This is a genomic window from Planobispora rosea, assembly GCF_014648175.1.
Taxonomy (GTDB): Bacteria; Actinomycetota; Actinomycetes; order Streptosporangiales; family Streptosporangiaceae; genus Planobispora; species Planobispora rosea.
The window spans coordinates 16,212-39,947 of record NZ_BMQP01000032.1; the positions used below are offsets into that span (position 1 = coordinate 16,212).

A 23,736-nucleotide genomic window follows, 5' to 3' on the forward strand; every position below is an offset into this window, starting at 1 on the left:
GCCCATGGTTAGGACCTACCTCCTGCTCGCCTGGACCTGGCTGCGCGCCTCCGCGCAGTATCCGATCCCGATGGCCGCGATGGCTCTCGGCTCCTTCGTGCTGAACGGGCTGGACGTCGCGGCGATCTGGATCGTCTTCGGGCACACCGACGCGCTGGGCGGCTTCACGCTCGCCGAGGTCATGTTCCTGTACGGCACCGCGGGCGTGTCGTTCGCCCTGTCCGACATGCTGTTCGGCAACGTCGACCGGCTCAGCCAGCACATCCGGGCCGGCACCTTCGACGCCATGCTCGTCCGCCCGGCGAGCGCGTTCGTGCAGATGGCCACCGACCGGTTCGGCGTGCACCGGTTCGGCCGTATGACGCAGGCCGCGGTGGTGCTCGGCATCGCCCTGTCCCAGCTGGATCTGGAGTGGAGCCGGACCTGGATGGTCCCGGTGATGATCGTGTGCGGGATCGTCATCTTCACCTCGATCTTCACCCTCGGCGGCGCGCTGCAGTTCCTGCTGACCGACGCCCCCGAGGTGGCCAACGCCTTCACCTACGGCGGCAGCACCCTGACCCAGTACCCCCTGACCGTCTACGGCGGCGATCTCGTCAAGGCGGTGACCTTCATCGTCCCGCTGGCCTTCGTCAACTGGCAGCCCGGCCTGTACGTGCTGGGCCGGGACGACCCCTTCGGCCTGCCGTACTGGCTGCGCTTCGCCGCGCCCGCCGCGGCCCTCGTCCTCGCCCTGGCCGCCGCCCTCGCCTGGCGGGCGGGCATCCGCCGCTACCGTTCCACGGGGAGTTGACCGCATGATCGAAGTCGACCGCGCCGGCCGTTCCTTCACCGTCGGCAGGGGCCGGTCCCGCCGGACCGTGCACGCCGTACAGGATCTGTCGTTCACCGTCGAGGCCGGGGAGTTCGTCGGATACCTCGGCCCCAACGGCGCGGGCAAATCCACCACGATCAAGATGCTCACCGGCATCCTCGCCCCGACCTCCGGCCGGATCGAGGTGGCCGGGCTCGATCCCCTGCGCCGCCGCACGGACCTCACCCGTCGTATCGGGGTGGTCTTCGGCCAGCGCACCACCCTGTGGTGGGACCTTCCGCTCAAGGACAGTTTCGAACTGGTCCGACATCTTTACAAAGTAGATCGAAATGATTTCCGGCGGCGGCTCGACGAGCTGGCCGACCTCCTCGATCTCAGCGGCTTCCTGCACACTCCGGTCCGCCAGCTCAGCCTGGGCCAGCGCATGCGCGGCGACATCACCGCCGCCCTCCTGCACGACCCCGCCGTCCTCGTCCTCGACGAGCCCACCATCGGCCTGGACGTGGTGAGCAAGGCGGCGATGCGCGCCTTCCTCGGCCGGCTCAACGCCGAGCGCGGCACCACGGTGCTGCTCACCACCCACGACCTCGGCGACATCGAGAAGCTCTGCCGGAGGGTCATGCTCATCCACCACGGCCGCCTCGGCTTCGACGGCACCCTCGACGACCTGCGGGCCCTCGCCCCCGGCGAGGACTCCATCGAGGACGTCGTCACCCACCTCTACACGGCCCCGCCCGCCGAGCGCTGAGCCCGGTCCTCCTCCACGCCGAACGTGCTGACGGCGCTCACCGATCCTGTCCGGCGACGAGCGCGGCGGCCAGGTCACGGGCGACGGCCGGTCCGGACCCGGCGGCCCGGGGCCGGTGGCTAGTAGTAGGCCGGGTCGCCGGACTCCTCCTCGTACTCGCCCTCTTCGTCGCGGGCCCGCCCGGCCCAGCGGGAGGGCATCAGCACCGGGACGAAGAGGGCGACGCCGAGCATGGCGTAGATCCCGTTGGCGAGCAGGACGCTCATGCCCACGGGCGCCGTGTCGAGCGACGCGTGGACGGTGGGCACCTCCGCGGCGATGCTCAGCGCCCGGCCCGCGTCGAGAACGTAGATCACGGTCCAGGCGAGCAGGACCATCGACGGGACGAACCCGGCCAGCGGGGAGACCCGGCCCGCGATCAGCAGGCCGAGGAGGAGCCCGATCACGACCATGACAGCCAGGGCGATCCAGGTCTGCGTGTCGCTGGGAAGGGGCAGGCCGGTCGCGCCGGGCGGGGTCCTGCCGAGGGTGTTCACGACCGCCCACCCTCCGCCGAGGAGCAGAACCGCCGTCATCGCCAGCCCGACGAGCAGCCCCAGGAAATGCCGCATCGCTACCACCCTGACCTCGTCTGCTTTCGCGGTTGCGGCCACCATAGCGACATATGTCACATAGCGGCAGGCATCGTACGGCTTTGGCCTGCCTCCGGGCGACGGCCCCTGCACGGAGGAGGAGCGGTGCCGACCGGGAGCGGACGCGACGTTCGTCCCGGCGCGTCCGGAGGGGGCCGGGACACGGCACACCGGCTCCGATACGGGATTACGGCGCGTCCGGGGCCGGTGCGGGATCACGGGACGTCCGGGGCCGGTGCGGGAGACTGGGAGGGTGACCGTTGAGAACAGCCCTCCCGCGTGGAGCACCTCCATCATCGTGCTGACCCTGGCACGGCGGGTCGAGACCGAGCTGAACACCGCGCTCGCGCCGCTGGACCTCACCGTCGGCAGGCTGGGGCTGCTCGGCCACATCGCCGGCGTGCCCGGCGCCTCCTTCAGCGATCTGGCCCGCATGTCGGGGATCACGGTCCAGAGCGTGCATTCCGCGGTGAAGGCGCTCGTGAAGGCGGGGCTGGTGCACGATCGCACCGCGCGCGCCGGGTCGGCGTCGACGATCGAGGTCACCCCCGAGGGCGCCCGCCTGCTGGAGTCCGCCAGGAAGGTGGTCGCGGAGGCCGACGAGCGGCTCTTCGGCCCGGCGGCGGACCCGGTCCAGCAACGCGTGGGCCGGGCCGTCCGGCGCGCCTTCCACGGTGAAGACGTGTGACCTGGGGTTTTCCGGGATCTCCCACCCGACCTTCAGGGCGCCTGAAGCATCGGTTAGGCTTCAGCGAACCTGAAGGTAGGAGGAGATCCCATGGACCACGCCCTCTTGGCGGTGCACGTGCTCGCCGCCATCGTCTTCGTCGGCGGCTCGGCCGTCGCGGCGAGCCTCTTCCCCCGCTACGCGCCCCTCGCCACCACGACCGGCACGGGTGAGCGGAACCCGGCCGTGGCCGCCGCCCTGCACCGCATCACCGGCGGCTACACGGCCTTCGCCCTCATCGTCCCGGCGGCCGGGATCGCACTGGCCCTCGTCCAGGGACGGATGGGGGAGATCTGGATCACCGTGTCGATGATCCTCACCGCTCTCGCGGGCCTGCTGCTCGCCACGCAGATCCATCCGCGCCAGCGGGAGGCGCTCTCCTCCCCGGACGACGGCCGGAGGCTGCGGACGCTGAGCATGCTCGCCGGCGTCTACAACCTGGTGTGGGCGGCCGTCGTGGTCATCATGATCGTCCGGCCGGGATCGGCGGCGGCATGACCGGCGTACGCGTCCTGCGGATCGCGGCCACCGCCGAGGCCGTCTCCATCACCGTCCTGCTCGCGAACCTGCTCACGATCCACGCCAAGACGATCACAAGCGTCACCGGTCCGCTGCACGGACTCGCCTACGTGACCGTGATCGCCACCGCGTCGATGGCGCAGACCACCACCGGCGCGCGCCGGCTCGCCCTCCTGCCGGGCGTCGGCGGGCTCCTGGCCCTCCGCCGGCTCCGGTCCCGGCCCCCGACCCGCACCGACGAGGAGAACACCCGTTGAGCACCCACGACATGAGCGCCTACGACGACCTGCCTCTTCCCCGCACCGACCTCGCCCTGAGCGCCATGCGGCTCGCCCGGGACATCGAGCATCCGGCGATCTTCAATCACAGCATGCGCACCTACCTGTTCGGCCGGTCCATCGGCGAGCAGCAGGGCCTGCGGCCCGACCTCGACTACGACGACGAGCTGCTGTTCCTGGGCTGCGTCCTGCACGACGCCGGTCTCAGCGACCAGGGCGACGGCGAGCAGCGATTCGACGTCGACGGCGCCGATCTCGCCGCCCGCTTCCTCGGCGAGCAGGGGGTGTCCCCGGAGAGGATCGAGGTCGTGTGGGACGCGATAGCCCTGCACCTGTGCCATGAGATCGCCCTGCGCAAGCGGCCCGAGATCGCGCTGGTGACGGCCGGGGCCGGCTTCGACCTCAGCGCCGACGGGCCGTACACCCTCCCGGCCGGATACGCCGACCGCGTCCACGCGGCGCTGCCCCGCCTGCACGCCGCCGCCGTGCTGTTCGACGCGGTCGTCGGCCAGGCGCTCACCAAGCCGCACAAGGCTCCGCCGTACACCCTGCCCGGCGAGTTCCTCCGCCAGCACACCGGCCGGGACTGGCCGACCTGGCGGCAGCTGATGGACCTGCCGGCCGGCTGGCACGACTACGACGGCTACCGGCCGGCCCGATGAGTCCTCCCCGTCTGATCACCTCTGCCCCGGTGATCCCTGAGCATCCGGAACCTGCGGGGGCGGGACCGGGAGCCAGGACTCGTGAGACGGGACTCGTGAGGCGGGACTCGTGAGACGATGGGCGGCATCATGCGCGCCCGTCTCCCGCTCCGCCTCATGCGCTCGGCCGCCTTCTCGGCCGTCTGCGTGACGCTCGCCGTCCTCGGCCACCGAGCCGCGGGCGGTGCGGGGCCGGAGCCCTGGGCGGTGGCCGCGGGGACGGCGGCGGTCGCGGCCACGGCGGCGGCGCTGGCCGGGCGCGAGCGCTCGGCCACGACCGTCGGCATCACGCTCGCGGGCCTGCAACTGCTCCTGCACGAACTGTTCGCCCCCGGCGGCCCGTCCGCGATCATCCCGCACGGACACGGGCAGGGACAGGGGCTCGGTGAGAGCCTGGGCATGATCTTGGCCCACCTCACCGCCACGCTGATGACCGGATGGTGGCTGGCCCGGGGCGAGAGCGCGCTGTGGACGCTGCTGCGCACGGCCGGGACCCGCCTCGGCGCGGCCTTCCGGCTCCTGGCGGTCCCCGCGGCGCCCCTCGCCCCGCGGCCGCTCCCCCTTCTCCGCGCCGCGGCCGTCCCCGCCCGGCGCCTTCTCCTGCACGCCGTCGGCCGGCGCGGTCCTCCGCTTCCCGCCGCCTGACGCCGTCCCCTCACCGGAGCCGCCCCGCCGCGATCGCCGGCGCCCGCGCGTACCCGGTCGATCTCATACGCCCTGAAGTGGAGAACTCGCATGCCTCCTTCCCCCGCCTCTTCCCCCGCCTCCCTTTCCGTGCTGTGCCGCCGCGCCGCCGTCGCCGCCACGGGCGCCGCCGCCCTCGTCCTGGGCCTGGCCACGCCCGCCCTCGCGCACGTCACCGTCAACCCCGGCAGCGCCGAGCAGGGCGGCTTCACCAAGGTCGCCTTCCGGGTGCCCAACGAGCGTGACGACGCCTCGACGAACAAGCTGGAGATCTCCCTGCCCACCGACCGTCCGCTGGCGTTCGTCACGGTCAAGCCGGTTCCCGGCTGGGAGGTCGAGGTGACGGAGAGCAAGCTCGACAAGCCCGTCACCACGGAGTACGGCGAGCTGACCGAGGCGGTCACGAAGATCACCTGGTCCGGCGGGGAGATCGGGCCCGGCCAGTTCCAGGAGTTCGAGGTGTCGATGGGCGTGCTGCCCGACGACACCGACCACCTCGTCTTCCCCGCCACCCAGACCTACACCGGCGGCGAGGTGGTGAAGTGGGACGACGAGCCGGCGGCCGACGGCTCCGAGCCGGAGCACCCGGCCCCGGTCCTGAAGCTGACGCCCCCCTCCGCCGAGGGAGGCCACGGCGGCGGCCACTCGTCCGTCTCCGCCTCTCCCGCCCCGGCCGCCGCGCCGTCGGTGGCGCCGGTCGCGCACTCCGGGGCGGCGTCCTCGGACGGCACCGCCCGGCTGCTGGGCGCCGGCGGCCTGCTCGCCGGGCTGGCCGGCGTCGTGATCGGTGTGCTCGGCCTGCGCCGCGGGAGCCGTACGGCCCAGGCGGGGACGGCCGGGGAGGAGAACCCGGCCGTCCCGGCGTAGGGCGGCTCCCCGGCCCCTCTCCCGGCCGGGGGAGGCGGCCCGCCGGTCCGGTTCAGGAGGTGATGTCCTTGCCGGTGAAGCGGGCCCAGGCGATCGAGCCGAAGATCGCCGTGTAGGCGGCGAAGACGAGCAGGCCCTGCCCCATCTCTGCGGTGGCGACCGGGTCGCGCAGGACGCCGTCGAACCCGTTCCACCACTGCGGCAGCAGGTACGGGTGGAGCCAGGACAGCTGCGGGACCACGCTGAGGACCTGGGTGACGATCACCGCCACCACCGTCGCGGCGATGGCGCCGATCGCCGCCTCGGTCAGGGTGGACAGGGCCAGGGCGACCGCGGCCAGGGCGGCCATCCCCGCCGTGACGTAGAGCACGACCAGGCCGATCCTGAGCAGGCCCTCGGCGAAGGAGATCGTCGTCCCCGACAGCAGGGTGATCGGCCCGGCCGGGAACAGCGCCAGGCCGATCACCAGCGCCGACACCGCGATCACGCTGACGGCCGCCAGGCAGAACAGGACCGCGTTGCCGTACTTGACGGCCAGCAGGCGTGTCCGGCCCGCCGGTGCGGTGAGCAGGTAGCGCAGCGTACCGGCGCCCGCCTCACCGGCGACCGCGTCGCCGGCGACCACCGCGACGGCGACCGGGAGCATGAGCTGGACCAGCAGGGAGAGCGCGGCGAAAGTGAGGAAGAGCCCGTTCCCGGCGACCTGAGCGAAGATCGCCCCGCCGTTCCCCGGCCCGTCCGCAGCCCCGGCCGCGAGGGGCTCGGCGAACAGCCGCATCACGACGCCGATCAGCACCGGGATGGCCGCGAGGACGGCCAGCACGGCGAGGTTACGCGGTCGCCGGAAGGTCAGCCCGGCCTCCGAGCCGAGCAACCGCCACCAGGCGCGCAGCGCCCCCGGCGGGCGGGAGGCGGGCGCCTGTTCCCGTGCTCCGGCGGAGAGCCCGCCCGGGACCGCGCGGAGTCCCGCCCCTCCGGAGGATCTCTCCGGCACGGCGGCGGGTCCGCTCCCGGCCGTGGCTCCCTTCCCGGCGGGCTCCGCCTCGGTCACGATTCCCGTCCCGTCAACCGTCGACATCGAAACCCTCCCCGGTCAGGCCCACGAACACGTCCTCCAGGCTCGGCCGGCGCACGGCCAGCCCGCGTACGGCGACGCCCGCGGCCACCAGCGCGGCGGTGATCCGCTCGGGGGCCACCGCGCCCAGCTCGGCGCCGGCCTCCCCGTCCCCGGTCCGGACCCCGGCCAGCCCGAGACCGGCCAGCACCGACGCCGCCTCCGCGGTGTCCGGGGTCTCCACCCGGACCACAGCCGTCTCCCCCGCGTTCAGCTCCCGCAGCTCGGCGAGGGATCCCTGGGCGACCAGGCGCCCGGTGCGCATGACGCCGAGATGCGTGCACATCTGCTCGACCTCGGCGAGCAGATGCGAGGAGACGAACACGGTCGTCCCGTCGGCGGCGATCTCCTTCACCAGCGCCCGTACCTCGCGGGTGCCCTGCGGGTCCAGGCCGTTGGTCGGCTCGTCGAGGACCAGCAGCTCCCTCGGGCCGAGCAGCGCGGCGGCGATGGCCAGCCGCTGGCGCATGCCCAGCGAGTAGGCCCGGTACCGTTTGCGGGCCGCCGCGGACAGCCCGACCCGTTCCAGGGCCAGCGCGATCCGCCGGGAGGCGGTCCGCGGGTCGGCCGCCGGGTCGGCGGCGTCGTAGCGGCGCAGGTTCGCCTCACCCGACAGGTAGGGGTAGAACGCCGGCCCCTCGACCAGCGCCCCCACCCGGGGCAGCGCGGCGGGGATCCCGCCGGGCATCGGCGCGCCGAGCAGCTCCCAGGCGCCCCCGGTCGGGGTGACGAGGCCGAGCAGCATGCGGATGGTCGTGGTCTTCCCCGAGCCGTTCGGACCGAGGAAGCCGAAGACCGACCCGCGCGGCACGGACAGATGGAGATCGTCCACGGCCACCTGGCCGCCGCGGAAGCGCTTGGTCAGCCCGCGGGTGACGATCGAGTGGTCTCCGGCTCCCGTCGTCACCGCCCGGCCACCTCGACCAGCTTCTCCGGGGTGACCGCGCCGACGAGCAGACGCCCGTCATCGGTCAGCAGGGCGGAGACCAGCTTGGTCCGGACGACCTTGCCGCTGCCCCACGGCCCGCTGACCGGGGTGGCGGCCTCCAGCAGCGCGTCGGCCGCCGCACCGCTCGCGTCCTCCTGACCGCCCTGACCCTGCCGCCCCGCACCCTGACCCGGGACCTGGCCCCTGAGGTCCTGCTCGGAGAAGGGCATCACCGCGACCGTGGTCCAGCCCTCGCCGACGGTCTTCAGGCCGTCGGCGAGCCTCTCGCCCTTCTCCTGGCGGGCCTGCGCCTCGGTGTCCGCCTTCTCGACGAGCTCGTCCAGCGACTGTTCCTTCACCGTGGCGCCGGGCGGCGGGGTGAAGGTGAAGTTCTCCGGGGCGGGCGGGGTGAAGCTCACCGAGGTGAAGCCGATCTCGAAGGCGGGCTCCGCCGCGCTCCTGGCGTAGACCTGGACCCGGAGCGGGACGAAGGTCTCCCCGTCGAGCGCCAGCTTCACCTCCTTGACCAGGGACGAGGCATCCCTCGGGGCGAGGGTGAGCTGGTAGGCGTCACGCCCTGCGACCTTCTCGCTGGAGGACACCCCGACGGCGGTGTCGGCGTCGGCCCGTCGCAGCACCTCCTCGGCGATCTGCTGCGGCGTGGTCGCCGTGGGCAGGGCCCCGGGGTGCGGGGTCGCGTTCCCGGGCGCGTTCTCCGCCTTCACCGAGCCCTTGATCCGGGTGGCCGTGCTGGAGTCGCTCTCCCAGAGCCACGCCTGGTCCCCGTTGACGATCAGGTCGGTCTCGCTCATCCGGCCGGGCATCGCCAGGCGGAACCTGTTCTCGCCGCCGTACCAGACCTTCAGCTCGTGGGAGCCGGTGAGCAGGGCGGCGGGCGAGGTGCCGCCCGTCCCCGACAGCTGGGGCAGCGCCGGGATGCCGAGGGAGGCGGTCTGCAGGACCGTGCCCGACATGGGCTCCGGTCCGGACTCCGCGGCTTTGAGCGCGTCGGCGAGCAGCCGCTCGGCGGTGCGCTCGGGCAGCACCGGGTCGCCCTGGACGGCGGCGATGACGGGTCCGGCCCCGATCGCCCCGGCGACCACCGCCACCGCGGCGATCGGCACCCCCCACCTCACGACGCGGCTCCCGCGCGCCGGTTCCCGTGTCCCTCGCTGTTGCTGTTCTGACATGTCACTCCTCAACGGTATGCCGTCAATCCCTTCCATCCGCAGCCTGCGTGAACGCTCCTGTGCCGGAGCTGAGACAGACTGAGAGTGCCCACAGACTTCTCAGCCGGTTCTCAGCCGGACTGCCCGAAGATGGGAGCGACCAGGAAAGGGGGGCGGGGATGCGGGTTCTCGTCGTGGAGGACGAGCGGCGGATGGCCGCGGCGCTCCAGCGCGGGCTGCAGGCCGAGGGGTTCGCCGTCGACCTCGCGCACGACGGCGAGGAGGGCCTGCACCTGGCCCGGCAGGGCGACTACGACGTGGTCGTGCTGGACATCATGTTGCCCAGGCTCTCCGGTTACAACGTGTGCAAGCAGTTGCGCGCCGAGGAGAACTGGGTGCCGATCCTGATGTTGTCGGCCAAGGACGGCGAGTACGACATGGCCGACGGGCTCGACCTGGGCGCCGACGACTACCTGACCAAGCCGTTCTCCTACGTGGTGCTGGTGGCCAGGCTCCGGGCGCTGCTGCGGCGCGGCGCGAACCGGCGGCCGGCCGTGCTGCGGGCCGGGGACCTGTCCCTGGACCCGGCCCGGCGCAAGGTCGCCCGGGGTGACACGCCGGTGGAGCTGACTCCCCGGGAGTTCGCGCTGCTGGAGTACCTGATGCGCCGTCACGACGAGGTGGTGTCCAAGAGCGAGATCCTGGAGCACGTCTGGGACACCTACGACACCGACCCCAATGTGGTGGAGGTCTACGTGGGCTACCTGCGCCGCAAGATCGACGCACCGTTCTCCCGCACCGCGCTGCAGACGGTCCGGGGCGCCGGATACCGGCTGGCCGGCGATGGCGGCTGAGCCGGACGCCGGGCACGGGCGCCGTTCCCCCGAGCCCGATGCCCCCGAATCCGGCACTCCCGGGCGGCGTGCTTCCGGACGGTGGTGGCGCAGGGACGTCGGCGCCCGCCGTACCGCCGGGTGGTGGCGGCGCAAGAGCCTGCGTTTCCGGCTGACCGCGGTCGCCTCGGCGGTGCTGGGCGTGGCGCTGGCCCTGTCGGCCTATGTGATGATCGACGTGCTCAGCCGGGCGCTGACCGCCACGATCGACGAGTCGATCTACCAGCGGGCCAGGGGGGTGGTCTCCCAGTCCGACGCCGGGCAGCTCCCGGCCGAGCTGACCTCGCCGGACGGCGTCCTGATCCAGGTGCTCGACTCCTCCGGGCGCATCACCCACGCCACCACCGGAACCGACCGGCTGGTCCCGTTGCTGGACGCCGGGGAGCGGGCGGAGGCGGTCGCGGCCAAGCGGGCGGACTTCCTGTACGGCGGGCCGTACGGCATCCCGCACCTGCTGCGCGTGCGGGTGCTCAGCGCGGACGGCGGGAGGACGGTGATCGCGGCCCGGCCCTTCAGCGAGGTCCAGACGAGCATCAGCACCGCCGGGCACGTTCTCGTCGTCGGCACGCCGCTGCTGCTGGCGCTGCTCGCCGCGACCAGCTGGGTGATCATCGGCCGGACCCTGCGGCCCATCGCGGCGTTGCGCCGGGGCGCCGAGGAGATCACCGGTACCGCCCGCTCCCGGCGGCTGCCGGTCCCCGAGTCGCGCGACGAGGTGCACAGCCTGGCCACCACGCTCAACGCCATGCTGGACCGGCTGGAGCGGGCCGACGCCCGTCAGCGCGCCCTGGTCTCCGACGCCGCGCACGAGTTGCGCAGCCCGCTGGCCAGCATCAGGCTCCAGCTGGAGGTCGCGCTCGGCCACCCGGGCGGGCAGGACGACTGGCGGGAGACCGCCGAGGGCGTGCTGGAGGACACCACGCGCCTGACCCGCCTGGCCGAGGACCTGCTCGCGCTGGCCCGCCTGGACGAGCGCGGCGGCGCGCTCGCCCGCCGGGAACCGGTCGAGCTGGACCAGCTGGCCGCGCAGACGGTCGAGCGGTACGGCAAGGCCGTCGTGCTCCGGATCGGCGACGACGCCCACGCGGCCGGGAACGGCGCGAGCACCTCGGGGACGGGCCCGGACGACGCCCGGGTGGCCGGGAACGGCGCGGGGACCCCGGGAGCGAGCCCGGACGGCGCGATCGTGGTGGCCGGGGACGCGCTGGATCTGGGGCGGGTCCTGGTCAACCTGGTCGACAACGCGCTGCGGCACACCGTGTCGCCGGTCGTGGTCGCGTTGCGGGCGGAGGGCGCGGACGCGGTGCTGACCGTCACCGACGACGGGCCCGGCATCCCCGAGGCCGACCGGGAGCGGGTCTTCGACCGGTTCACCCGGCTGGACAGCGCGCGCAGCCGTGACGAGGGCGGGGCCGGGCTGGGCCTGGCGATCGTCCGGGAGACGGTCAACGCCCACGGCGGCGCGGTCCATCTGGAGGACGCGTCCCCGGGCCTGCGCGCGGTGGTGCGGCTCCCGCTGAGCTGAGGACCGCGGTTGTGATCTCCTTGACGCCCGGCGGAGGCCGCCACTAGCTTTGGGAGCGCTCCCAAGAATCGAATGCCAATTATGGGAGCGCTCCCAAAGATCGAACAGCCCGCAGACACCGCTCGTGTCCCGAGCAGGTTTCCGTCGGAGGAGTCGAGACATATGCCGAGCGACACGGTTCCGGAGGCTGGGCTCCCCCGCGAGGACGAGCGGCGGCCGGCCGCTCCCAGGCCGGGCCCGGAGATCCCGCTGCGGGACCCCTCCGACGACATACCGCTCACCCCGGCGCAGCAGCGCCTGTGGTTCCTGGACCGCGTCGGGTTCGGCGGCGCCGCCTACCTGCTGTGGCTGGGAATCCGGATCACCGGGACGATCGACCTGGCGGCGTTGCGCGGGTCCCTGGGCGCGCTGGTCCGGCGGCACGAGGCGTTGCGCACCGCCGTCGTGGAGACGGACACCGGACCGAGACAGGTCGTCCACGACCTGTCCGAGGACGAACTCGCCGGGCTGCTGCACGTCGAGGATCTCAGCGCGCTCCCCTCGCCGGACTCCGGAATCGAGGAGAGGGAGGCGCTCGCGCGGCGGCGCACCCGGGAGATCGTGACCGCGCCGTTCGACCTCGGCCGTCCGCCGCTGCTCCGCGTCGCGCTGCTGCGCCTGGCCGAGGACGAGCACGTCCTCCTCATGAGCGTGCACCACATCGTCTCCGACGGGCCCTCCCTGACGGTCATCCCGGAGGAGCTGTTCTCCGGTTACCGCACGATCGTGACCGGTGGGCCGGAGGAGTCCTCCTCCGGCCCACCGGTCACGCAGTTCCCCGACTACGCGGTGTGGCTGGCCGGTCAGGACCCCGAATCGCTCCGCGCCGACCGTGACTACTGGCGCGACCGGCTCGACGGCGCCCCGCCGCTGCTGCCGCTGCCCACCGACCGGCCGCGCACCGCCTCCCAGGCGACGGACTCCGGCCGCTGCTCCGCGCGGTTGCCCGACGAGGTGGCCCAGGGACTGCGCGCGCTGCTGCGGCGCGAGAGGTGCACGCCGTACATCGTGCTGCAGACCGCTTTCGCGGCGGCGCTGGCCCGGGTGTGCGACGTGGAGGACCTCGTCATCGGGACACCGGTGGCCAACCGCGACCTGCCGTCGCTGACCCGGTCGGTGGGCATGTACGTCAACACCCTGGCGATGCGCGCCGACGTGCGCGGCAACCCCACGCTCACCGAGCTGCTGCGGCGCACCCGCGCCGGCTTCCTCGGCGCCTTCAAGCACCAGAGGTTCCCGTTCGACCAGGTGGTCGAGCTGGTGAACGCGCCCAGGGACCTCGCCCACAACCCCGTCTTCCAGGTCATGCTGGTCGTCCAGCCGGCCACGCCGACCGACCACGGCATGCCCGGCTGGTCCATGCGCGAGTGGGAGACGCCGGCTCCGAGCGCCCGGTTCGACCTCACCCTGTACGTCACCATGGGCACCGCCATGGGCACCGTCATGGGCGCCGAGACGGACATCAGCATCGACTACTCCACCGCCCTCTTCGACGCCGGGACCGCCGAGCGCATGAGGGACCACGTGGTGCGGATGCTCACCGAACTGGCGACGCGGCCGGACACCCGGGTGTGGGACGTCGACCTCGCCGGCGACGGGCACGGCGACGGGCACGGCGACGCCGCGCTGTTGCCGGCGGGCACCGTGCGGGACACGGCCGCACGCGCCGCGCAGCTCCGGGTGCACGAGCTGGTCGCGCTCCGGGCCGCGGAGACGCCCGAGGCGCCGGCCGTCGTCGCGGGGGACGGGCGCACCCTCTCCTACCGGGAGCTGGACCGGCGCGCCGAGGACCTCGCGCGCGAGCTGGCCGGCGCGGGCGTGGGACCGGGAGAGCTCGCCGGCGTGGTCCTGCCCCCCGGCCCGGAGGCCGTGGCGGCGATCCTCGGCGTGCTCAAGGCGGGCGGCGCGTACCTGCCGCTCGATCCCTCCCATCCGCCGGCCCGCCTGCGGGACATCCTGCGGGAGTCGGGCGCCCGCGTGACCCTGTCGGAGGGCGGGGACGGCATCGAGATCTCCGCCCCGGTGACCGGCGGTGCCGAGGTCTCCGCTCCGGCACCCGGTGGCGGTACGGCGGCCGGGCCCCCCTCCGGCCGTCCCGGTCCCGGCGACCTGGCGTACGTGATCTACACCTCGGGCTCCACCGGCCGGCCGAAGGGAGTCATGGTCACGCATGCGACGCTCTCCCTGCTGACCGAGTCCTTCGCCCGCGTCCACGGGTTCGGCCCGGGGCAGCGGCTGCTCGTGCTCCCGCCGCTGACCTTCGACGCGTCGGTGGGGGACGTCTTCCCCGCGCTGGTCTCCGGTGCCGCCCTGGTCTTCCATCCCGAGCCCGCCCTGCTCGACGGGGCGGAGCTCGTGCGGTTCTGCGCCGCCCGGAGGGTGACGGCCGTGGACACCGCCGCCGCCCTGTGGCGGCGCTGGGCCGGGGAACTGGACGGGACGGGCGTACCGGGCGACTGGCCGGTGGACGTCATGATGATCGGCGGGGAGCGCGTGCCCATGGACGCGGTGCGCGCCTGGGCACGGGCCACCGGCGGCCGGGTACGGCTCTTCAACCACTACGGCCCGACCGAGGCCACGGTCTGCGCCACCGTGTACGGCACGGTGGACGGCGGCGAGGCCGCGGGCGCGGTCCACCTGCCGATCGGCCGCCCGCTCCCGCACGTCCGCGCGTACGTCTGCGACCGGTACGGCGGGCGGGCCCCGGTGGGCACGCCCGGTGAGCTGTACCTGGGCGGCGACTGCCTGGCCCGCGGATATCTCGGTGACCCGGCGATGACCGCCGGCCGGTTCGTGCCCGATCCGTTCGCCGCCGTACCGGGCTCGCGCATGTACCGCACCGGCGACCTGGTGCGGCGGCTGGCCGACGGGTCCCTGGAGTTCCTCGGCAGAGTCGACCGGCAGGTGAAGATCCACGGCCACCTCGTCGAGCCCGCCGAGGTGGAGGCCGCGCTGGCGACGCATCCGGCGGTGGGCGAGGCGGCGGTCGCGGCCGTGCCCGATCCGGCCGGTCACCACCGGCTGATCGCCTACGTCACCGGCGGCGAGCCCGGCGACCTCAGACGGCATCTGCGGGACCGGCTGCCGGACTACCTCGTGCCCGCGCGCTTCGTCCGGCTCGACTCCCTCCCCCGCACCGCGCACGGCAAGACCGACTACGCGGCGCTGCCCGTGCCCGAGCCCGGCGACTCCGGGCCGGAGGAGTTCACCCCGCCGCGGGGTCCCGTGGAGGAGGCCCTCGCCCGGGTCTGGGCCCGGGTGCTCGGGGTGGAGCGGGTGGGCCGCCACGACGGCTTCTTCGCCCTCGGCGGGCACTCCCTGCGGATCGCCGAGGTGGTGACCCGGGTGCACGACGAGCTCGGCGTGCGTCCCTCCGCCCGCGACCTGTTCGAGGCCGCCGACCTGGCCGAGTTCGCGGCGCTGGTCACCGCCCGCGCCGGCGGCTCCCGCGATGACGACGCACCGGACCTGCGGGCCGAGGTGACGCTCCCGGACGAGGTGGCGGTGGCCGCCCGGACCACCGCCCGGCGCGGTTCCGGGACGGCCCTCACCCGGCGCGGTTGCGGGGCGGTCCTGCTGACCGGCGCCACGGGCTTCCTCGGCGCGCACCTCGTGGCCGAGCTGCTGGAGCGCACGGCGGGCCGGGTGATCTGCCTGGTGCGCGCCGACTCCCCGGAGCACGCCCTGCGGCGGGTGCGGGAGAACCTGGCCCGGTACGGGCTGGAACGGGTGTCCGGCGACCCCCGGCTGACAGGGCTGCCCGGCGATCTGGCCGCGCCGCGCCTCGGGCTGGGCGCCGAGGCGTTCGGTGACCTGGCCCTGCGGGTGGACGCCGTCTGCCACAGCGGCGGACTGGTCAACTTCGCCCAGCCGTACGCCCTGCTGCGCCCGCCGAACGTGGCGGGCACGGTGGAGGTGCTGCGGCTCGCGGCGATGGGCGGCGGGATCCCGGTGCACCTGCTCTCGACCCTCGGGGTGTACCTCGGCGACGCCTACCGCGGACGGCCGGTCACCGAACTCGATCCACCGGAGGATCCCGGCGGCCTCGGCGGCGGATACAACCAGAGCAAGTGGGTGGCCGACCGGCTGGCCGAACCGGCGCGGCGGCGCGGCATCCCGGTGACCGTGCACCGGCCCGCCCGGATCGGCGGCGACAGCCGCACCGGGATCGGGGCCCCCGACGACTACTTCGGCCGGCTGCTGATCACCTGCGCCCAGGTCGGCATGGTGCCCGACCTGGGCTTCGAGGAGGACCTGTCCCCGGTGGACCAGGTGGCCGGCGGGGTGGCCGCGGCGGTCGCCGCGACCGAGCCTCCCCCTCACGACCTGCACTACTTCAATCCGGCGACGGTCGGCTACCGGCAGATCGCCGCGGCCCTGACCGAACGCGGGCATCCCGCCGCCCCGGTGCCCTGGTCCCGGTGGCGGGCCGCCGTACTGGACCGGCTGGCCGCCGGGGAGCCGGTCGCGCTCGAACCGTTCGCCGCCGGGCTGGCCGAGGCCGAGCCGCGCTTCGACCGGCCGCTGTTCGACTGCACCCGGACCGAGAAGTGGCTGACCGGGGCCGGGGTGCCGGCCGCGTTCGACGGGTCGTGGCTGCTCGGCCGCTACCTGGACGCGTTCGCCGCCTCGGGCCGGCTGCCGGGCGGAGGGAACGGAGCGTGACCGCCAGAGGAGACCTGGTCAGGTTCGGCGGGGTGTGGCTGGCCTCGCTGGTGTCCGGCGTGGGGTCCAGCATCACCTCCTTCGTCCTGGGCGTGTGGGTGTTCCAGACGACCGGGTCGGCCACCCTGTTCGCGTTCGTGATGCTGAGCGCCATGCTCCCCGGCCTGATCGCCGGGCCGTTCGCCGGGGTCGCGATCGACCGCTTCAACCGGCGGACGGTCATGGTGGTGACCGACAGCCTGGCGGCGGCGTCCACCGCCGCGGTGGCGCTCCTGCTGTACCTGGACGCGCTCGCGGTGTGGCACGTGTACGTCAGCGCGATGGTGAGCGCCGCGTGCGGGGTCTTCCATCTGACCGCCTACCAGGCGATGACGCCCATGCTGATCCCCAAGCGGCACCTGGGCCGGGTCAACGGGCTCATGCAGACCGCCACGGCGGTCCAGATCGCCGCCCCGCTCCTGGCCGCCTCGCTGCTCGGCGCCGTGGGCATGGTCGGCGTGCTCGTCATCGACCTGGCGTCGTTCGCCGTCGCGATGGGCACACTGCTGGTGGTGAGCCTGCCCGCGCCGGTGCTGCACCCGCAGGAGCGGGCCGAACGGCCGTCCCTCGGCTCGGATCTCGCCTCCGGCCTGCGGTACCTGCGGGCCCGGCCGCCGCTGCTCGCGTTCGTCCTGACCCTGACCGCCTACAACTTCCTCTTCGGGGTCGCCGGGGTACTGGTCCAGCCGCTCATCCTGTCCTTCTCCTCGGCGGCCACCCTGGGCGTGCTGATGTTCGCGGGCGGGTCCGGGCTCTTCGCGGGCGGCCTGCTCATGGGCGCGTGGGGAGGGCCGAAACGGCGCGTGAGCGGGATCGCGGCGTTCACGGCGCTCGGCGGAGCGGCCCTGGCCCTGCACGCGCCCTGGACGTCGGCCGTGGTCGTGGGCGTCGCCGCGGCCGTGTTCCTGTTCACCCTGCCCGTGGTCCAGGGCACCGTCGTCACGGTCCTGCAGAGCAAGGTCGAGCCGGCCTCCCTGGGCCGCGTCATGGGCACCTCGCACACCCTCGGCCAGCTCGCGATGCCCGCCGCCTACCTGCTGGCGGCCCCGCTGGCCGAGAACGTCGTGGGGCCGGCCCTGGAACCCGGCGGCCCGCTCGCGGGCTCGCTGGGGGCGGTCGTCGGCGTCGGAGAGGCACGCGGACTGGCCGCGGTGGTGCTGGCGGACGGGATCCTGCTGGTCCTGCTGGCGGCCGCCGTGATGCTGGTCCCCGCGCTCCGGCGGCTGGAGCGCGACGTCCCCGACGCCGTACCGGGTGGCGGCGCGGCCGAGGGCGGCGGGGACACGGAGGGCGCACAGGACCCGGAGGAGGGTGTACGGGGGGCCGGCGCGCTCCACGGATGAGCACGGCTCCTTCTGAAGGGGGATGCGCGCAGCGCCGGGGCGCTGCAGGGTCGGAAGCAGGCGACCGTCGGGCCGCCCCGATCCGGAAGGACTCCAGCAGTGTCATCGAGACACACCAGGACGGTGCGCGCTTCGGCGTTGGTCGCGGGTCTCGCGCTCGCGGGCGGGCTCACCGCGACCGCTCCCGCCGTGGCGGCGGAGCAGCGGGCCGGGCTCACCGCGCCGCCCCTCACCGGCCGGTACGACGTCGGCACCACCGACCTCCACCTCGTCGACCCGTCCCGTCCCGATCCGTGGAAACCGGAACGGCGCCGGGAACTCATGGTCACCGTCGCCTACCCGGCGGACCGGTTCGCCGGGGGCCCGCGGGCACCGTGGCTCACACCCGGCATGAGCACCGTCGTCGACCAGGTGCTGGCGGGCGAGGACTACCTCGGTCTCCCGGCCGGTTCCATCGACTGGGCGTCGGCGAAGCGGAGGGCCGAGACCGGCGTCCCCGTGGCGCACGGCGCGCCGAAGCCGGTCGTACTCTTCTCACCCGGCTTCGGCGGCCCGCGGGAGACGTACACGGCGATCGTCGACGATCTGGCGAGCCGCGGCTACGTGGTCGTCTCGCTCTCGCACACCTACGAGAGCGTGGCGGTCGAGTTCCCCGACGGGCGGCTCGAACTCGCGGTGCCCGAGGATGGAAGCCCCGGATCCGGGAAGAAGGCGCTCGACGCCCGGGTCGCCGACAGCCGGTTCGTCCTCGACCGGCTCAAGGCGATCACCCGGGGTGAGAACCCCGACGCGGGGAAGCGGCCGCTGCCGCGTGGGCTCGGCCGGTCGCTCGACCTGTCCCGGGTCGGCGCCTACGGGCACTCCTACGGCGGGTTCACCGCGGGTGAGACGATGGTCCACGACCGCCGTGTCGACGCCGGGATCAACCTGGACGGCGCGATGGCGACCGCGGCCGGCTATCCCCCGGGAAGTCCTTATGTGCCGGGCGAGGTCACGGAACGCGGCCTGGACAGGCCGTTCCTCCTGATGGGCGCCGAGGGGGTCGACGAGAACGGGAAACCGCTCGAGCACACGCACCGCAATCCCGGATTCGACCGCAGCTGGGCGGACTTCTGGGCCAGACAGCGAGGCTGGAAACGGGATCTGCTCCTGCGCGGCGGCAGCACGCACATGGCCTACAGCGATCTGCAGGTCATCGTGCCGCAGCTCGGCGCACGCGTGGCGCCGGAGAAGCGTGAGGCGGTCATCGGCACCATCGATCCCCGTCGTTCGGTGGCCGCGCAACGGGACTACATCGGCGCGTTCTTCGATCTGCACCTTCGCGGCCGGGACCGGCACCTGTTCGACGGCGAATCCCCGCAACACCCGGACATCGACTTCATCGAATAGGACTGCGGGGGACTCTCCCGCATCGGTGAAGGCGTCGGTCATCGTCTCCGTGACCGGTTCAGCCCTCCCGGTCGGCGACGAGCAGGGAGAGCGTGGCCGATCGGGTGAGATCGTGGCGTGCGGGCGGGGAGCAGCCCGCCTCCACCATCCACCCGGCGATCGTCTCCACCGGGTGGAGTCTTCCGCCCTGGGTGTGGATCAGGTTGAGGTCGAAGCCGCGGGTGAACCCCTCCTCGAGAACGCTGCCGACCGGGTCGGTGAGGGTCTCCATCAGGATCAGCCTCCCGCCGGGGCGCAGTGCTCCCACCGCCCGGCCCACCAGGGTCCGGGCGGTGAGGGCCGGGAAGCCGTGCAGCACGTTGAACAGCAGCACGACGTCCTGTCCTCCGGGCAGTTCGGCCGTGCGGAGGTCTCCGGGGACGAAGGCGAAGCGGCCGGTCAGTCCTTCGGCCTCCACCGCCGCGCGACCCGGTTCCAGGGCCTCGGGCAGGTCGAGGACGGTCGCGGACAGGCCGGGATGGCTGCGGCAGTAGGCGAGGCTGTACCTGGCGTGCCCGCCACCGAGGTCGAGCAGGCGGGCCGGCTCGCCGGGCAGCGCGGCGAGTTCCAGCACCTCCTTCTCCACCCACTCGGCGATGCGGAGCTGGATGCCCTGGAACCGGGTGAGCACGTCGGGGCGTTCCTGGAGCCAGGCGTAGAAGTCGCGCTGCGGCCTGCCGGTGCGCACGGTCTCCTCCAGCCCCTGCCAGAGTTCGCCGATCAGTGAGTGCCAGAAGTCCAGCACGGCGCCGAATCCGTCGTCCGGCCCGGCCAGCCACGCCCCGGCGGGGGTCCGCTCGTAGCCGTCCGGGCCCTCGGCGAGGTAGCCGCCGGTGACCAGCAGGCGCAGCAGGGCGCGGAGGTTCGCCTCGTCCACGGCCAGTTCGCCGGCGAGGGCGCCGAGTTCGCGCGGTCCCCGTTCCAGCGCGCCGAACACGCCGAGCCGCAGTGCGGCCACCGCGGCGTGGAAGATCATCGTCTGGATCAGGTCGATCTGGACGGCCGGTCCGTCTCCCCGGCGCAGGGTCGCGGCCTCGTCGGGCGGCAGGTCGAGTGGCACGTCGCTCCTCGGGTCGGTTCGTCGGCTCGGGCGCCCGTCGGCTCAGGCGCCCATCGGTCCGGGCGCTCATCGTCTCGGGCACCCATCGGTCCGGGTCCCCGGCGGCCCGGGTGCCCGGCGGGTTCGTCAGCTCAGGCTCTCGGCGGCGGCGCGCACCGACTCCCTCAGATGCGCGGGCACCTCGTCCCCGAACCACGACAGGTAGGCGCGCATGTGGTCGTGGTCGTCCCGCAGGAAGGGGAAGTCGGTCGCCACCATGTGCCTGATCACGAGCATCGCCACGGGGCTGGCCAGCGGGCGCAGGTCGGGGTTCCACAGGCCCGGCTTGTCGGGCGGCCCCTGGTGGAACTCGCCGATCATGAGCCCTTCCGAGACGTACGACGCCTTCAACGCCGCCTGCGCCGCGTCGATGGCCGGGAGGTCCTCCCTGCGCGCGTCCGGGAAGAGGATCATCAGGGTGGTGTAGGTGGAGAGGATCTCCCCGGCCGGGGCCAGGCGCATGAACCACTCACGGTACGGCCGGACGGAGCGTGTCACCTCGTCCACGCCGGCCGGGCGGCCCGGCTGTACGGCGAGGAAGGCCCGGCCTTTGTCCATCGACGTGGAGGTGTACGGGCACACGGCTCCCCTGCGGCCCAGTTCGGGCAGCGGCCTGCACAGGTAGTCGCCCATCCACTCCCGCACGGTGCGCAGGGCGGGCAGGTGCTCGGCGACGTCCGGCGGCGGCGGGGTCAGGTCGAGGTCCCCCATCTCGATGAGGACCAGGTCGTCGTGGTCGGGATGGCGTATCATCCGGTCCTCCTCGCGGGGCCTGCGGCCCGTCGCCGCAGATGCAGGACGGCCGCGGCCGCTCCCAGGGCGGTTCCCGCGGACAGCACCCCCGCGGCCGCGCCGAGCAGCGCGTTCTGCCGGCGGGCGCGGTGCAGCGCCTCGCCGTACGGCATCGAGGTATGCGAGATCATGGTGTACAACGGCTGCCATCCTCGGGGAAAGATCCGGTTGAGCATCAGGTCGGCGCGGGCTCGGAGCAGGCGCGCGGGGGAACGCAGGCCGTCGCGCAGCTCCAGGAAGTTCTCCTTCGACAGCTCCGCCAGGACGTCGGTGTGCGGTCGCCTCAGGTCCTGGTACTCCCGCAGTGCGGCACCCCGGTCGGCGGGGTGCCGGGCCAGGCACTCGTCGAGCACGAGACAGTCCTCGAAGGAGGCGTTCATGCCCTGCCCGTAGAAGGGGTAGACGGCGTGGCAGGCGTCTCCGACGAGCACCACCCGCTCCCCCGCGTGCCACGCCGAGGTGCGCACGCTGACCAGGCGCCCGACCGGGTTGGCCTCGAACTCCTCGGCCAGGCCGGGGATGAGCCGCAGGGTGTCCGGGAACCTGCTGCGGAAGAACCGTTCGGCCTCGGCACCCGAACCGAGCGAGGCGAAACTCGGCTCTCCCTCGTGCGGCAGGAAGAGCGTGCAGGTCAGCGAGTTGTCGGTGTTGGGGTGCGCGACGATCAGCGCCCGGTGGGCCGGCCAGAGGTGCAGCGCCTCGATCGGGGTCCGCGGGCCGCCGTCCGGAGCCGGCGGGATCGTGAGCTCCTTGTACCCCCATTCGAGGAACTCCTGGTGCAGGTCCGCGGATCTGCCGCGCTGCATGAGCCGGCGCACGGCGGAGAAGGCCCCGTCCGCGCCGACCACGAGATCGGCCTCCACCCGCCGCGTCTCGCCCGAGATCGTGTCGGACAGGGTCAGCGTGCCGGTGTCCGCGTCGAGGTCGACGCAGCGCAGCCCGTAGAAGAACGTCACTCCGTCGAGGGCGTCGGCGTGCTCGATGAGCAGCGCGTTGAGCACGCCGCGGCGGATCGAGTAGAGGATCTCGTGGTCCGCTGTGCCGTACGGCTGGAACGTCAGCTCACCCGAAGGAGAGTGGATCATTCGTCCCCGCATCGGCACGGTGTGCGGCCACAGCTCCCCGAGCAGTCCCGCCCGGCGCAGGGCCCGGATGCCGCGCGCGGACAGCCCCAGGTTGATGGAGCGGCCGTCGCCCTCGTCCTTGCTCAGGCGCGGGTCGTCCCTGTGCTCGTAGACCTCCACCCGGTAGCCTCGCCTGGCCAGGAACAGGGCCAGGAGGGACCCGGACAGGCCCGCGCCCACGATCGCGGCGCGCGGCCCTGCGCCGGACGACGCGGACCCGGTGCTCCCGTGCGCCGGGGGTCGTGAAAGATCGTCGCCCGTCATCTGGTCTCCACCGATTCCTCGTGCCGGCGATGCGGGTGACGCCGGTCGCCGGCCTCGGATCCCGCCTGGGGACGGCTCCCGCCCGGCCGCCCGCCCTCCGCGCCCGCCCGGTTCTTTTCAGTGACCACGGATTCGAAAGCTTTCCGATACAGACATGGGCTCAGAAACGGTCATTTGCGGAATTAAGGCATCGGTCATGACACTCTCCCTTTAAGGGGAAATTCCGGTTAGTCATTCGGGCCGGGCATGCATGCGCGGCTCCTCGCGGACTCCGGCACACGAAGTCCCCGGTTCGCGGTTCTGCGGAAGCGGCACCGAACGACACCGGAACACCCGGGCCGACGGGGCACGAGTCAGGACGCCGGAGCGCCCGGACCTGCGGTTTTCGGAATCGCCCACAGAAGTCACAGCGGGTCCCCGAGGTCATCGGAGACTCACGGACTCCACTGACCGCGCCGTCACGATGGTGACCGGCGCGCATTGTGGGAGCGCTCCCACACCCGTAGTGGGAACGCTCCCACGTGCCGAAGATTATGGATTCCGCACATCGCCCGTCAAGGTGCTGACAATAATATTTAATAGTGTTAAGTAGCGAAATTTTCGGTCGTCTGTAATATCTGCAGGTCATCTCGCCGCGATGCGCGCGAACCCAGCCTTTGTTGACACGGGAAGAGATCGTCCGGTCCAACCCGGCGTCAACAGGGGGAGGGCCCGCCGCCCCGCCCATGTCATGAAGCCAGCCGCGGAGCCCCCCGCCGGGGCCCCGGTGGGAGGCGGAACGCGGCGGCGTGGATCAGGCGAAGGCGTCCGACGCGTGCTGGGACACCCCGTACGGCACGGACCGGCCACCGAGCACGAACCAGACGATCTTGCCACCGGACTCCGGCCAGGACACGCCCCAGTCGTCGGCGAGGGCGTCGACGATCTGCAGGCCCCTGCCTCCGGTGGCGTCCATGCCCGCCTCGCGCATCCGGGGCGCGCCCCTACCGGGGTCGAAGAGCTCGCCGTAGACCTGGACGCCGTCGCCGCCCAGGCGCAGCACGCAGGCCGCGCCGCCGTGCCGGACGGCATTGGTGACCAGCTCGCTCACGATGAGCACACAATCGTCCACCAGGTCTTCGGCGCCCCAGCCGGGAAGCTCGCGGCGGACCAGGGAGCGGGCTTCGCGCACGCTCGCGGGGGCGGCGGCCAGGAGGCCTTCGGCGGTGCGGGCGACGTCTGATCGAGCCATGAGCAAGCCGTTCTGGGGGGACACTGGCTTCTTCACTGATGGGAGCGCTCCCACAAATGTAGGACATCCTTCCAGGCATGTGAACCGATCACGACGCTCTCGTTTCAGAAATG

At 73.2% G+C, this 23,736-nt stretch carries 21 protein-coding genes; 13 read left to right on the plus strand and 8 right to left on the minus strand.

The genetic code is table 11. The annotated features are described in order from the left end of the window. The first annotated feature begins 4 nt into the window (after positions 1 to 4). Together IEZ08_RS27150 and IEZ08_RS27155 are read left to right on the plus strand one after the other, a co-directional pair. A complete protein-coding gene (locus IEZ08_RS27150) occupies positions 5 to 793 on the plus strand; it encodes an ABC transporter permease (protein ID WP_068923073.1) in 789 nt (262 codons plus the stop codon). 4 nt (positions 794 to 797) lie between these two features. Continuing rightward, positions 798 to 1,562, plus strand: coding sequence for an ABC transporter ATP-binding protein (locus IEZ08_RS27155; protein WP_189243251.1), 765 nt, complete (start codon positions 798 to 800; stop codon positions 1,560 to 1,562). 119 nt (positions 1,563 to 1,681) lie between these two features. Here IEZ08_RS27155 and IEZ08_RS27160 read toward each other — a convergent pair whose 3' ends face one another. Then, positions 1,682 to 2,173 carry a hypothetical protein gene (locus IEZ08_RS27160; protein ID WP_068923071.1) on the minus strand — a complete coding sequence of 164 codons (492 nt, stop codon included), beginning with the start codon at positions 2,171 to 2,173 and terminating at the stop codon, positions 1,682 to 1,684. A 274-nt stretch (positions 2,174 to 2,447) separates the two neighbouring features. Between IEZ08_RS27160 and IEZ08_RS27165 the strand changes: the two genes are divergently transcribed. From IEZ08_RS27165 to IEZ08_RS27190, 6 genes are all read left to right on the plus strand, one after another. Then, positions 2,448 to 2,882 carry a MarR family winged helix-turn-helix transcriptional regulator gene (locus IEZ08_RS27165; RefSeq protein WP_068923070.1) on the plus strand — a complete coding sequence of 145 codons (435 nt, stop codon included), beginning with the start codon at positions 2,448 to 2,450 and terminating at the stop codon, positions 2,880 to 2,882. A gap of 90 nt (positions 2,883 to 2,972) precedes the next feature. Beyond that, positions 2,973 to 3,419, plus strand: a complete 447-nt coding sequence (locus IEZ08_RS27170; RefSeq protein ID WP_068923069.1) for a hypothetical protein — start codon at positions 2,973 to 2,975, stop codon at positions 3,417 to 3,419. Next, a complete protein-coding gene (locus IEZ08_RS27175; RefSeq protein ID WP_068923068.1) occupies positions 3,416 to 3,697 on the plus strand; it encodes a DUF3817 domain-containing protein in 282 nt (93 codons plus the stop codon). The genes IEZ08_RS27170 and IEZ08_RS27175 overlap by 4 nt, the downstream gene beginning before the upstream one ends. Then, a complete protein-coding gene (locus IEZ08_RS27180; protein WP_229803536.1) occupies positions 3,694 to 4,380 on the plus strand; it encodes an HD domain-containing protein in 687 nt (228 codons plus the stop codon). Before IEZ08_RS27175 ends, IEZ08_RS27180 begins: the two co-directional genes overlap by 4 nt. A gap of 129 nt (positions 4,381 to 4,509) precedes the next feature. Continuing rightward, positions 4,510 to 5,064 (plus strand): MFS transporter, encoded by a 555-nt coding sequence (locus IEZ08_RS27185; RefSeq protein WP_229803538.1) that lies wholly within the window; start codon positions 4,510 to 4,512, stop codon positions 5,062 to 5,064. Positions 5,065 to 5,154: 90 nt separating this feature from the next. Further along, on the plus strand, positions 5,155 to 5,970 hold the full coding sequence (locus IEZ08_RS27190) for a YcnI family copper-binding membrane protein (RefSeq protein WP_068923067.1): 816 nt from the start codon (positions 5,155 to 5,157) through the stop codon (positions 5,968 to 5,970). Positions 5,971 to 6,022: 52 nt separating this feature from the next. Here the strand turns inward: IEZ08_RS27190 and IEZ08_RS27195 are convergent, their stop codons facing one another. Genes IEZ08_RS27195 through IEZ08_RS27205 form a run of 3 tightly spaced genes read right to left on the minus strand, consistent with a single transcriptional unit; the run spans position 6,023 to position 9,148 of the window. Beyond that, positions 6,023 to 7,048, minus strand: a complete 1,026-nt coding sequence (locus IEZ08_RS27195) for a DUF2705 family protein (protein WP_084780010.1) — start codon at positions 7,046 to 7,048, stop codon at positions 6,023 to 6,025. After that, a complete protein-coding gene (locus tag IEZ08_RS27200) occupies positions 7,035 to 7,991 on the minus strand; it encodes an ABC transporter ATP-binding protein (protein WP_068923066.1) in 957 nt (318 codons plus the stop codon). The genes IEZ08_RS27195 and IEZ08_RS27200 overlap by 14 nt, the downstream gene beginning before the upstream one ends. Next, a complete protein-coding gene (locus tag IEZ08_RS27205) occupies positions 7,988 to 9,148 on the minus strand; it encodes a LolA family protein (protein ID WP_229803540.1) in 1,161 nt (386 codons plus the stop codon). Before IEZ08_RS27205 ends, IEZ08_RS27200 begins: the two co-directional genes overlap by 4 nt. A gap of 212 nt (positions 9,149 to 9,360) precedes the next feature. On the opposite strand from IEZ08_RS27205, the gene IEZ08_RS27210 reads away from it, so the two are divergent. The 5 genes from IEZ08_RS27210 to IEZ08_RS27235 all read left to right on the plus strand — a co-directional run bounded on the left by IEZ08_RS27210 (position 9,361) and on the right by IEZ08_RS27235 (position 19,074). Then, positions 9,361 to 10,035: a response regulator transcription factor gene (locus tag IEZ08_RS27210; protein ID WP_068923064.1), complete on the plus strand. Its 675-nt coding sequence runs from the start codon at positions 9,361 to 9,363 to the stop codon at positions 10,033 to 10,035. Then, a complete protein-coding gene (locus IEZ08_RS27215; protein ID WP_229803543.1) occupies positions 10,025 to 11,599 on the plus strand; it encodes a sensor histidine kinase in 1,575 nt (524 codons plus the stop codon). The genes IEZ08_RS27210 and IEZ08_RS27215 overlap by 11 nt, the downstream gene beginning before the upstream one ends. A gap of 162 nt (positions 11,600 to 11,761) precedes the next feature. After that, complete coding sequence (locus IEZ08_RS27225) at positions 11,762 to 16,303, plus strand: non-ribosomal peptide synthetase (RefSeq protein WP_189243253.1); 4,542 nt, start codon at positions 11,762 to 11,764, stop codon at positions 16,301 to 16,303. Beyond that, positions 16,300 to 17,685 carry an MFS transporter gene (locus tag IEZ08_RS27230; protein ID WP_068923062.1) on the plus strand — a complete coding sequence of 462 codons (1,386 nt, stop codon included), beginning with the start codon at positions 16,300 to 16,302 and terminating at the stop codon, positions 17,683 to 17,685. Before IEZ08_RS27225 ends, IEZ08_RS27230 begins: the two co-directional genes overlap by 4 nt. Before the next feature lie 99 nt (positions 17,686 to 17,784). Continuing rightward, on the plus strand, positions 17,785 to 19,074 hold the full coding sequence (locus IEZ08_RS27235; protein ID WP_189243254.1) for an alpha/beta hydrolase family protein: 1,290 nt from the start codon (positions 17,785 to 17,787) through the stop codon (positions 19,072 to 19,074). A gap of 58 nt (positions 19,075 to 19,132) precedes the next feature. On the opposite strand, the gene IEZ08_RS27240 is transcribed toward IEZ08_RS27235, so the two are convergent. From IEZ08_RS27240 to IEZ08_RS27255, 4 genes are all read right to left on the minus strand, one after another. Beyond that, a complete protein-coding gene (locus IEZ08_RS27240) occupies positions 19,133 to 20,173 on the minus strand; it encodes a methyltransferase (protein WP_189243255.1) in 1,041 nt (346 codons plus the stop codon). Positions 20,174 to 20,299: 126 nt separating this feature from the next. Then, on the minus strand, positions 20,300 to 20,965 hold the full coding sequence (locus tag IEZ08_RS27245) for a DUF6875 domain-containing protein (RefSeq protein ID WP_068923059.1): 666 nt from the start codon (positions 20,963 to 20,965) through the stop codon (positions 20,300 to 20,302). Further along, positions 20,962 to 22,392: an FAD-dependent oxidoreductase gene (locus tag IEZ08_RS27250; RefSeq protein WP_189243256.1), complete on the minus strand. Its 1,431-nt coding sequence runs from the start codon at positions 22,390 to 22,392 to the stop codon at positions 20,962 to 20,964. The genes IEZ08_RS27245 and IEZ08_RS27250 overlap by 4 nt, the downstream gene beginning before the upstream one ends. Before the next feature lie 793 nt (positions 22,393 to 23,185). Continuing rightward, on the minus strand, positions 23,186 to 23,623 hold the full coding sequence (locus IEZ08_RS27255; RefSeq protein WP_068923058.1) for an ATP-binding protein: 438 nt from the start codon (positions 23,621 to 23,623) through the stop codon (positions 23,186 to 23,188). Between the last annotated feature and the right edge of the window lie 113 nt (positions 23,624 to 23,736).

What these genes read in the sequence shown, in the direction of transcription:
- IEZ08_RS27150 (WP_068923073.1), top strand. Translation starts at nt 5, where the DNA reads ATGGTTAGGACCTACCTCCTGCTCGCCTGGACCTGGCTGCGCGCCTCC.
- IEZ08_RS27155 (WP_189243251.1), top strand. Translation starts at nt 798, where the DNA reads ATGATCGAAGTCGACCGCGCCGGCCGTTCCTTCACCGTCGGCAGGGGC.
- IEZ08_RS27160 (WP_068923071.1), bottom strand. Translation starts at nt 2,173, where the DNA reads ATGCGGCATTTCCTGGGGCTGCTCGTCGGGCTGGCGATGACGGCGGTT.
- IEZ08_RS27170 (WP_068923069.1), top strand. Translation starts at nt 2,973, where the DNA reads ATGGACCACGCCCTCTTGGCGGTGCACGTGCTCGCCGCCATCGTCTTC.
- IEZ08_RS27175 (WP_068923068.1), top strand. Translation starts at nt 3,416, where the DNA reads ATGACCGGCGTACGCGTCCTGCGGATCGCGGCCACCGCCGAGGCCGTC.
- IEZ08_RS27185 (WP_229803538.1), top strand. Translation starts at nt 4,510, where the DNA reads ATGCGCGCCCGTCTCCCGCTCCGCCTCATGCGCTCGGCCGCCTTCTCG.
- IEZ08_RS27190 (WP_068923067.1), top strand. Translation starts at nt 5,155, where the DNA reads ATGCCTCCTTCCCCCGCCTCTTCCCCCGCCTCCCTTTCCGTGCTGTGC.
- IEZ08_RS27195 (WP_084780010.1), bottom strand. Translation starts at nt 7,048, where the DNA reads ATGTCGACGGTTGACGGGACGGGAATCGTGACCGAGGCGGAGCCCGCC.
- IEZ08_RS27210 (WP_068923064.1), top strand. Translation starts at nt 9,361, where the DNA reads ATGCGGGTTCTCGTCGTGGAGGACGAGCGGCGGATGGCCGCGGCGCTC.
- IEZ08_RS27215 (WP_229803543.1), top strand. Translation starts at nt 10,025, where the DNA reads ATGGCGGCTGAGCCGGACGCCGGGCACGGGCGCCGTTCCCCCGAGCCC.
- IEZ08_RS27225 (WP_189243253.1), top strand. Translation starts at nt 11,762, where the DNA reads ATGCCGAGCGACACGGTTCCGGAGGCTGGGCTCCCCCGCGAGGACGAG.
- IEZ08_RS27245 (WP_068923059.1), bottom strand. Translation starts at nt 20,965, where the DNA reads ATGATACGCCATCCCGACCACGACGACCTGGTCCTCATCGAGATGGGG.
- IEZ08_RS27250 (WP_189243256.1), bottom strand. Translation starts at nt 22,392, where the DNA reads ATGACGGGCGACGATCTTTCACGACCCCCGGCGCACGGGAGCACCGGG.
- IEZ08_RS27255 (WP_068923058.1), bottom strand. Translation starts at nt 23,623, where the DNA reads ATGGCTCGATCAGACGTCGCCCGCACCGCCGAAGGCCTCCTGGCCGCC.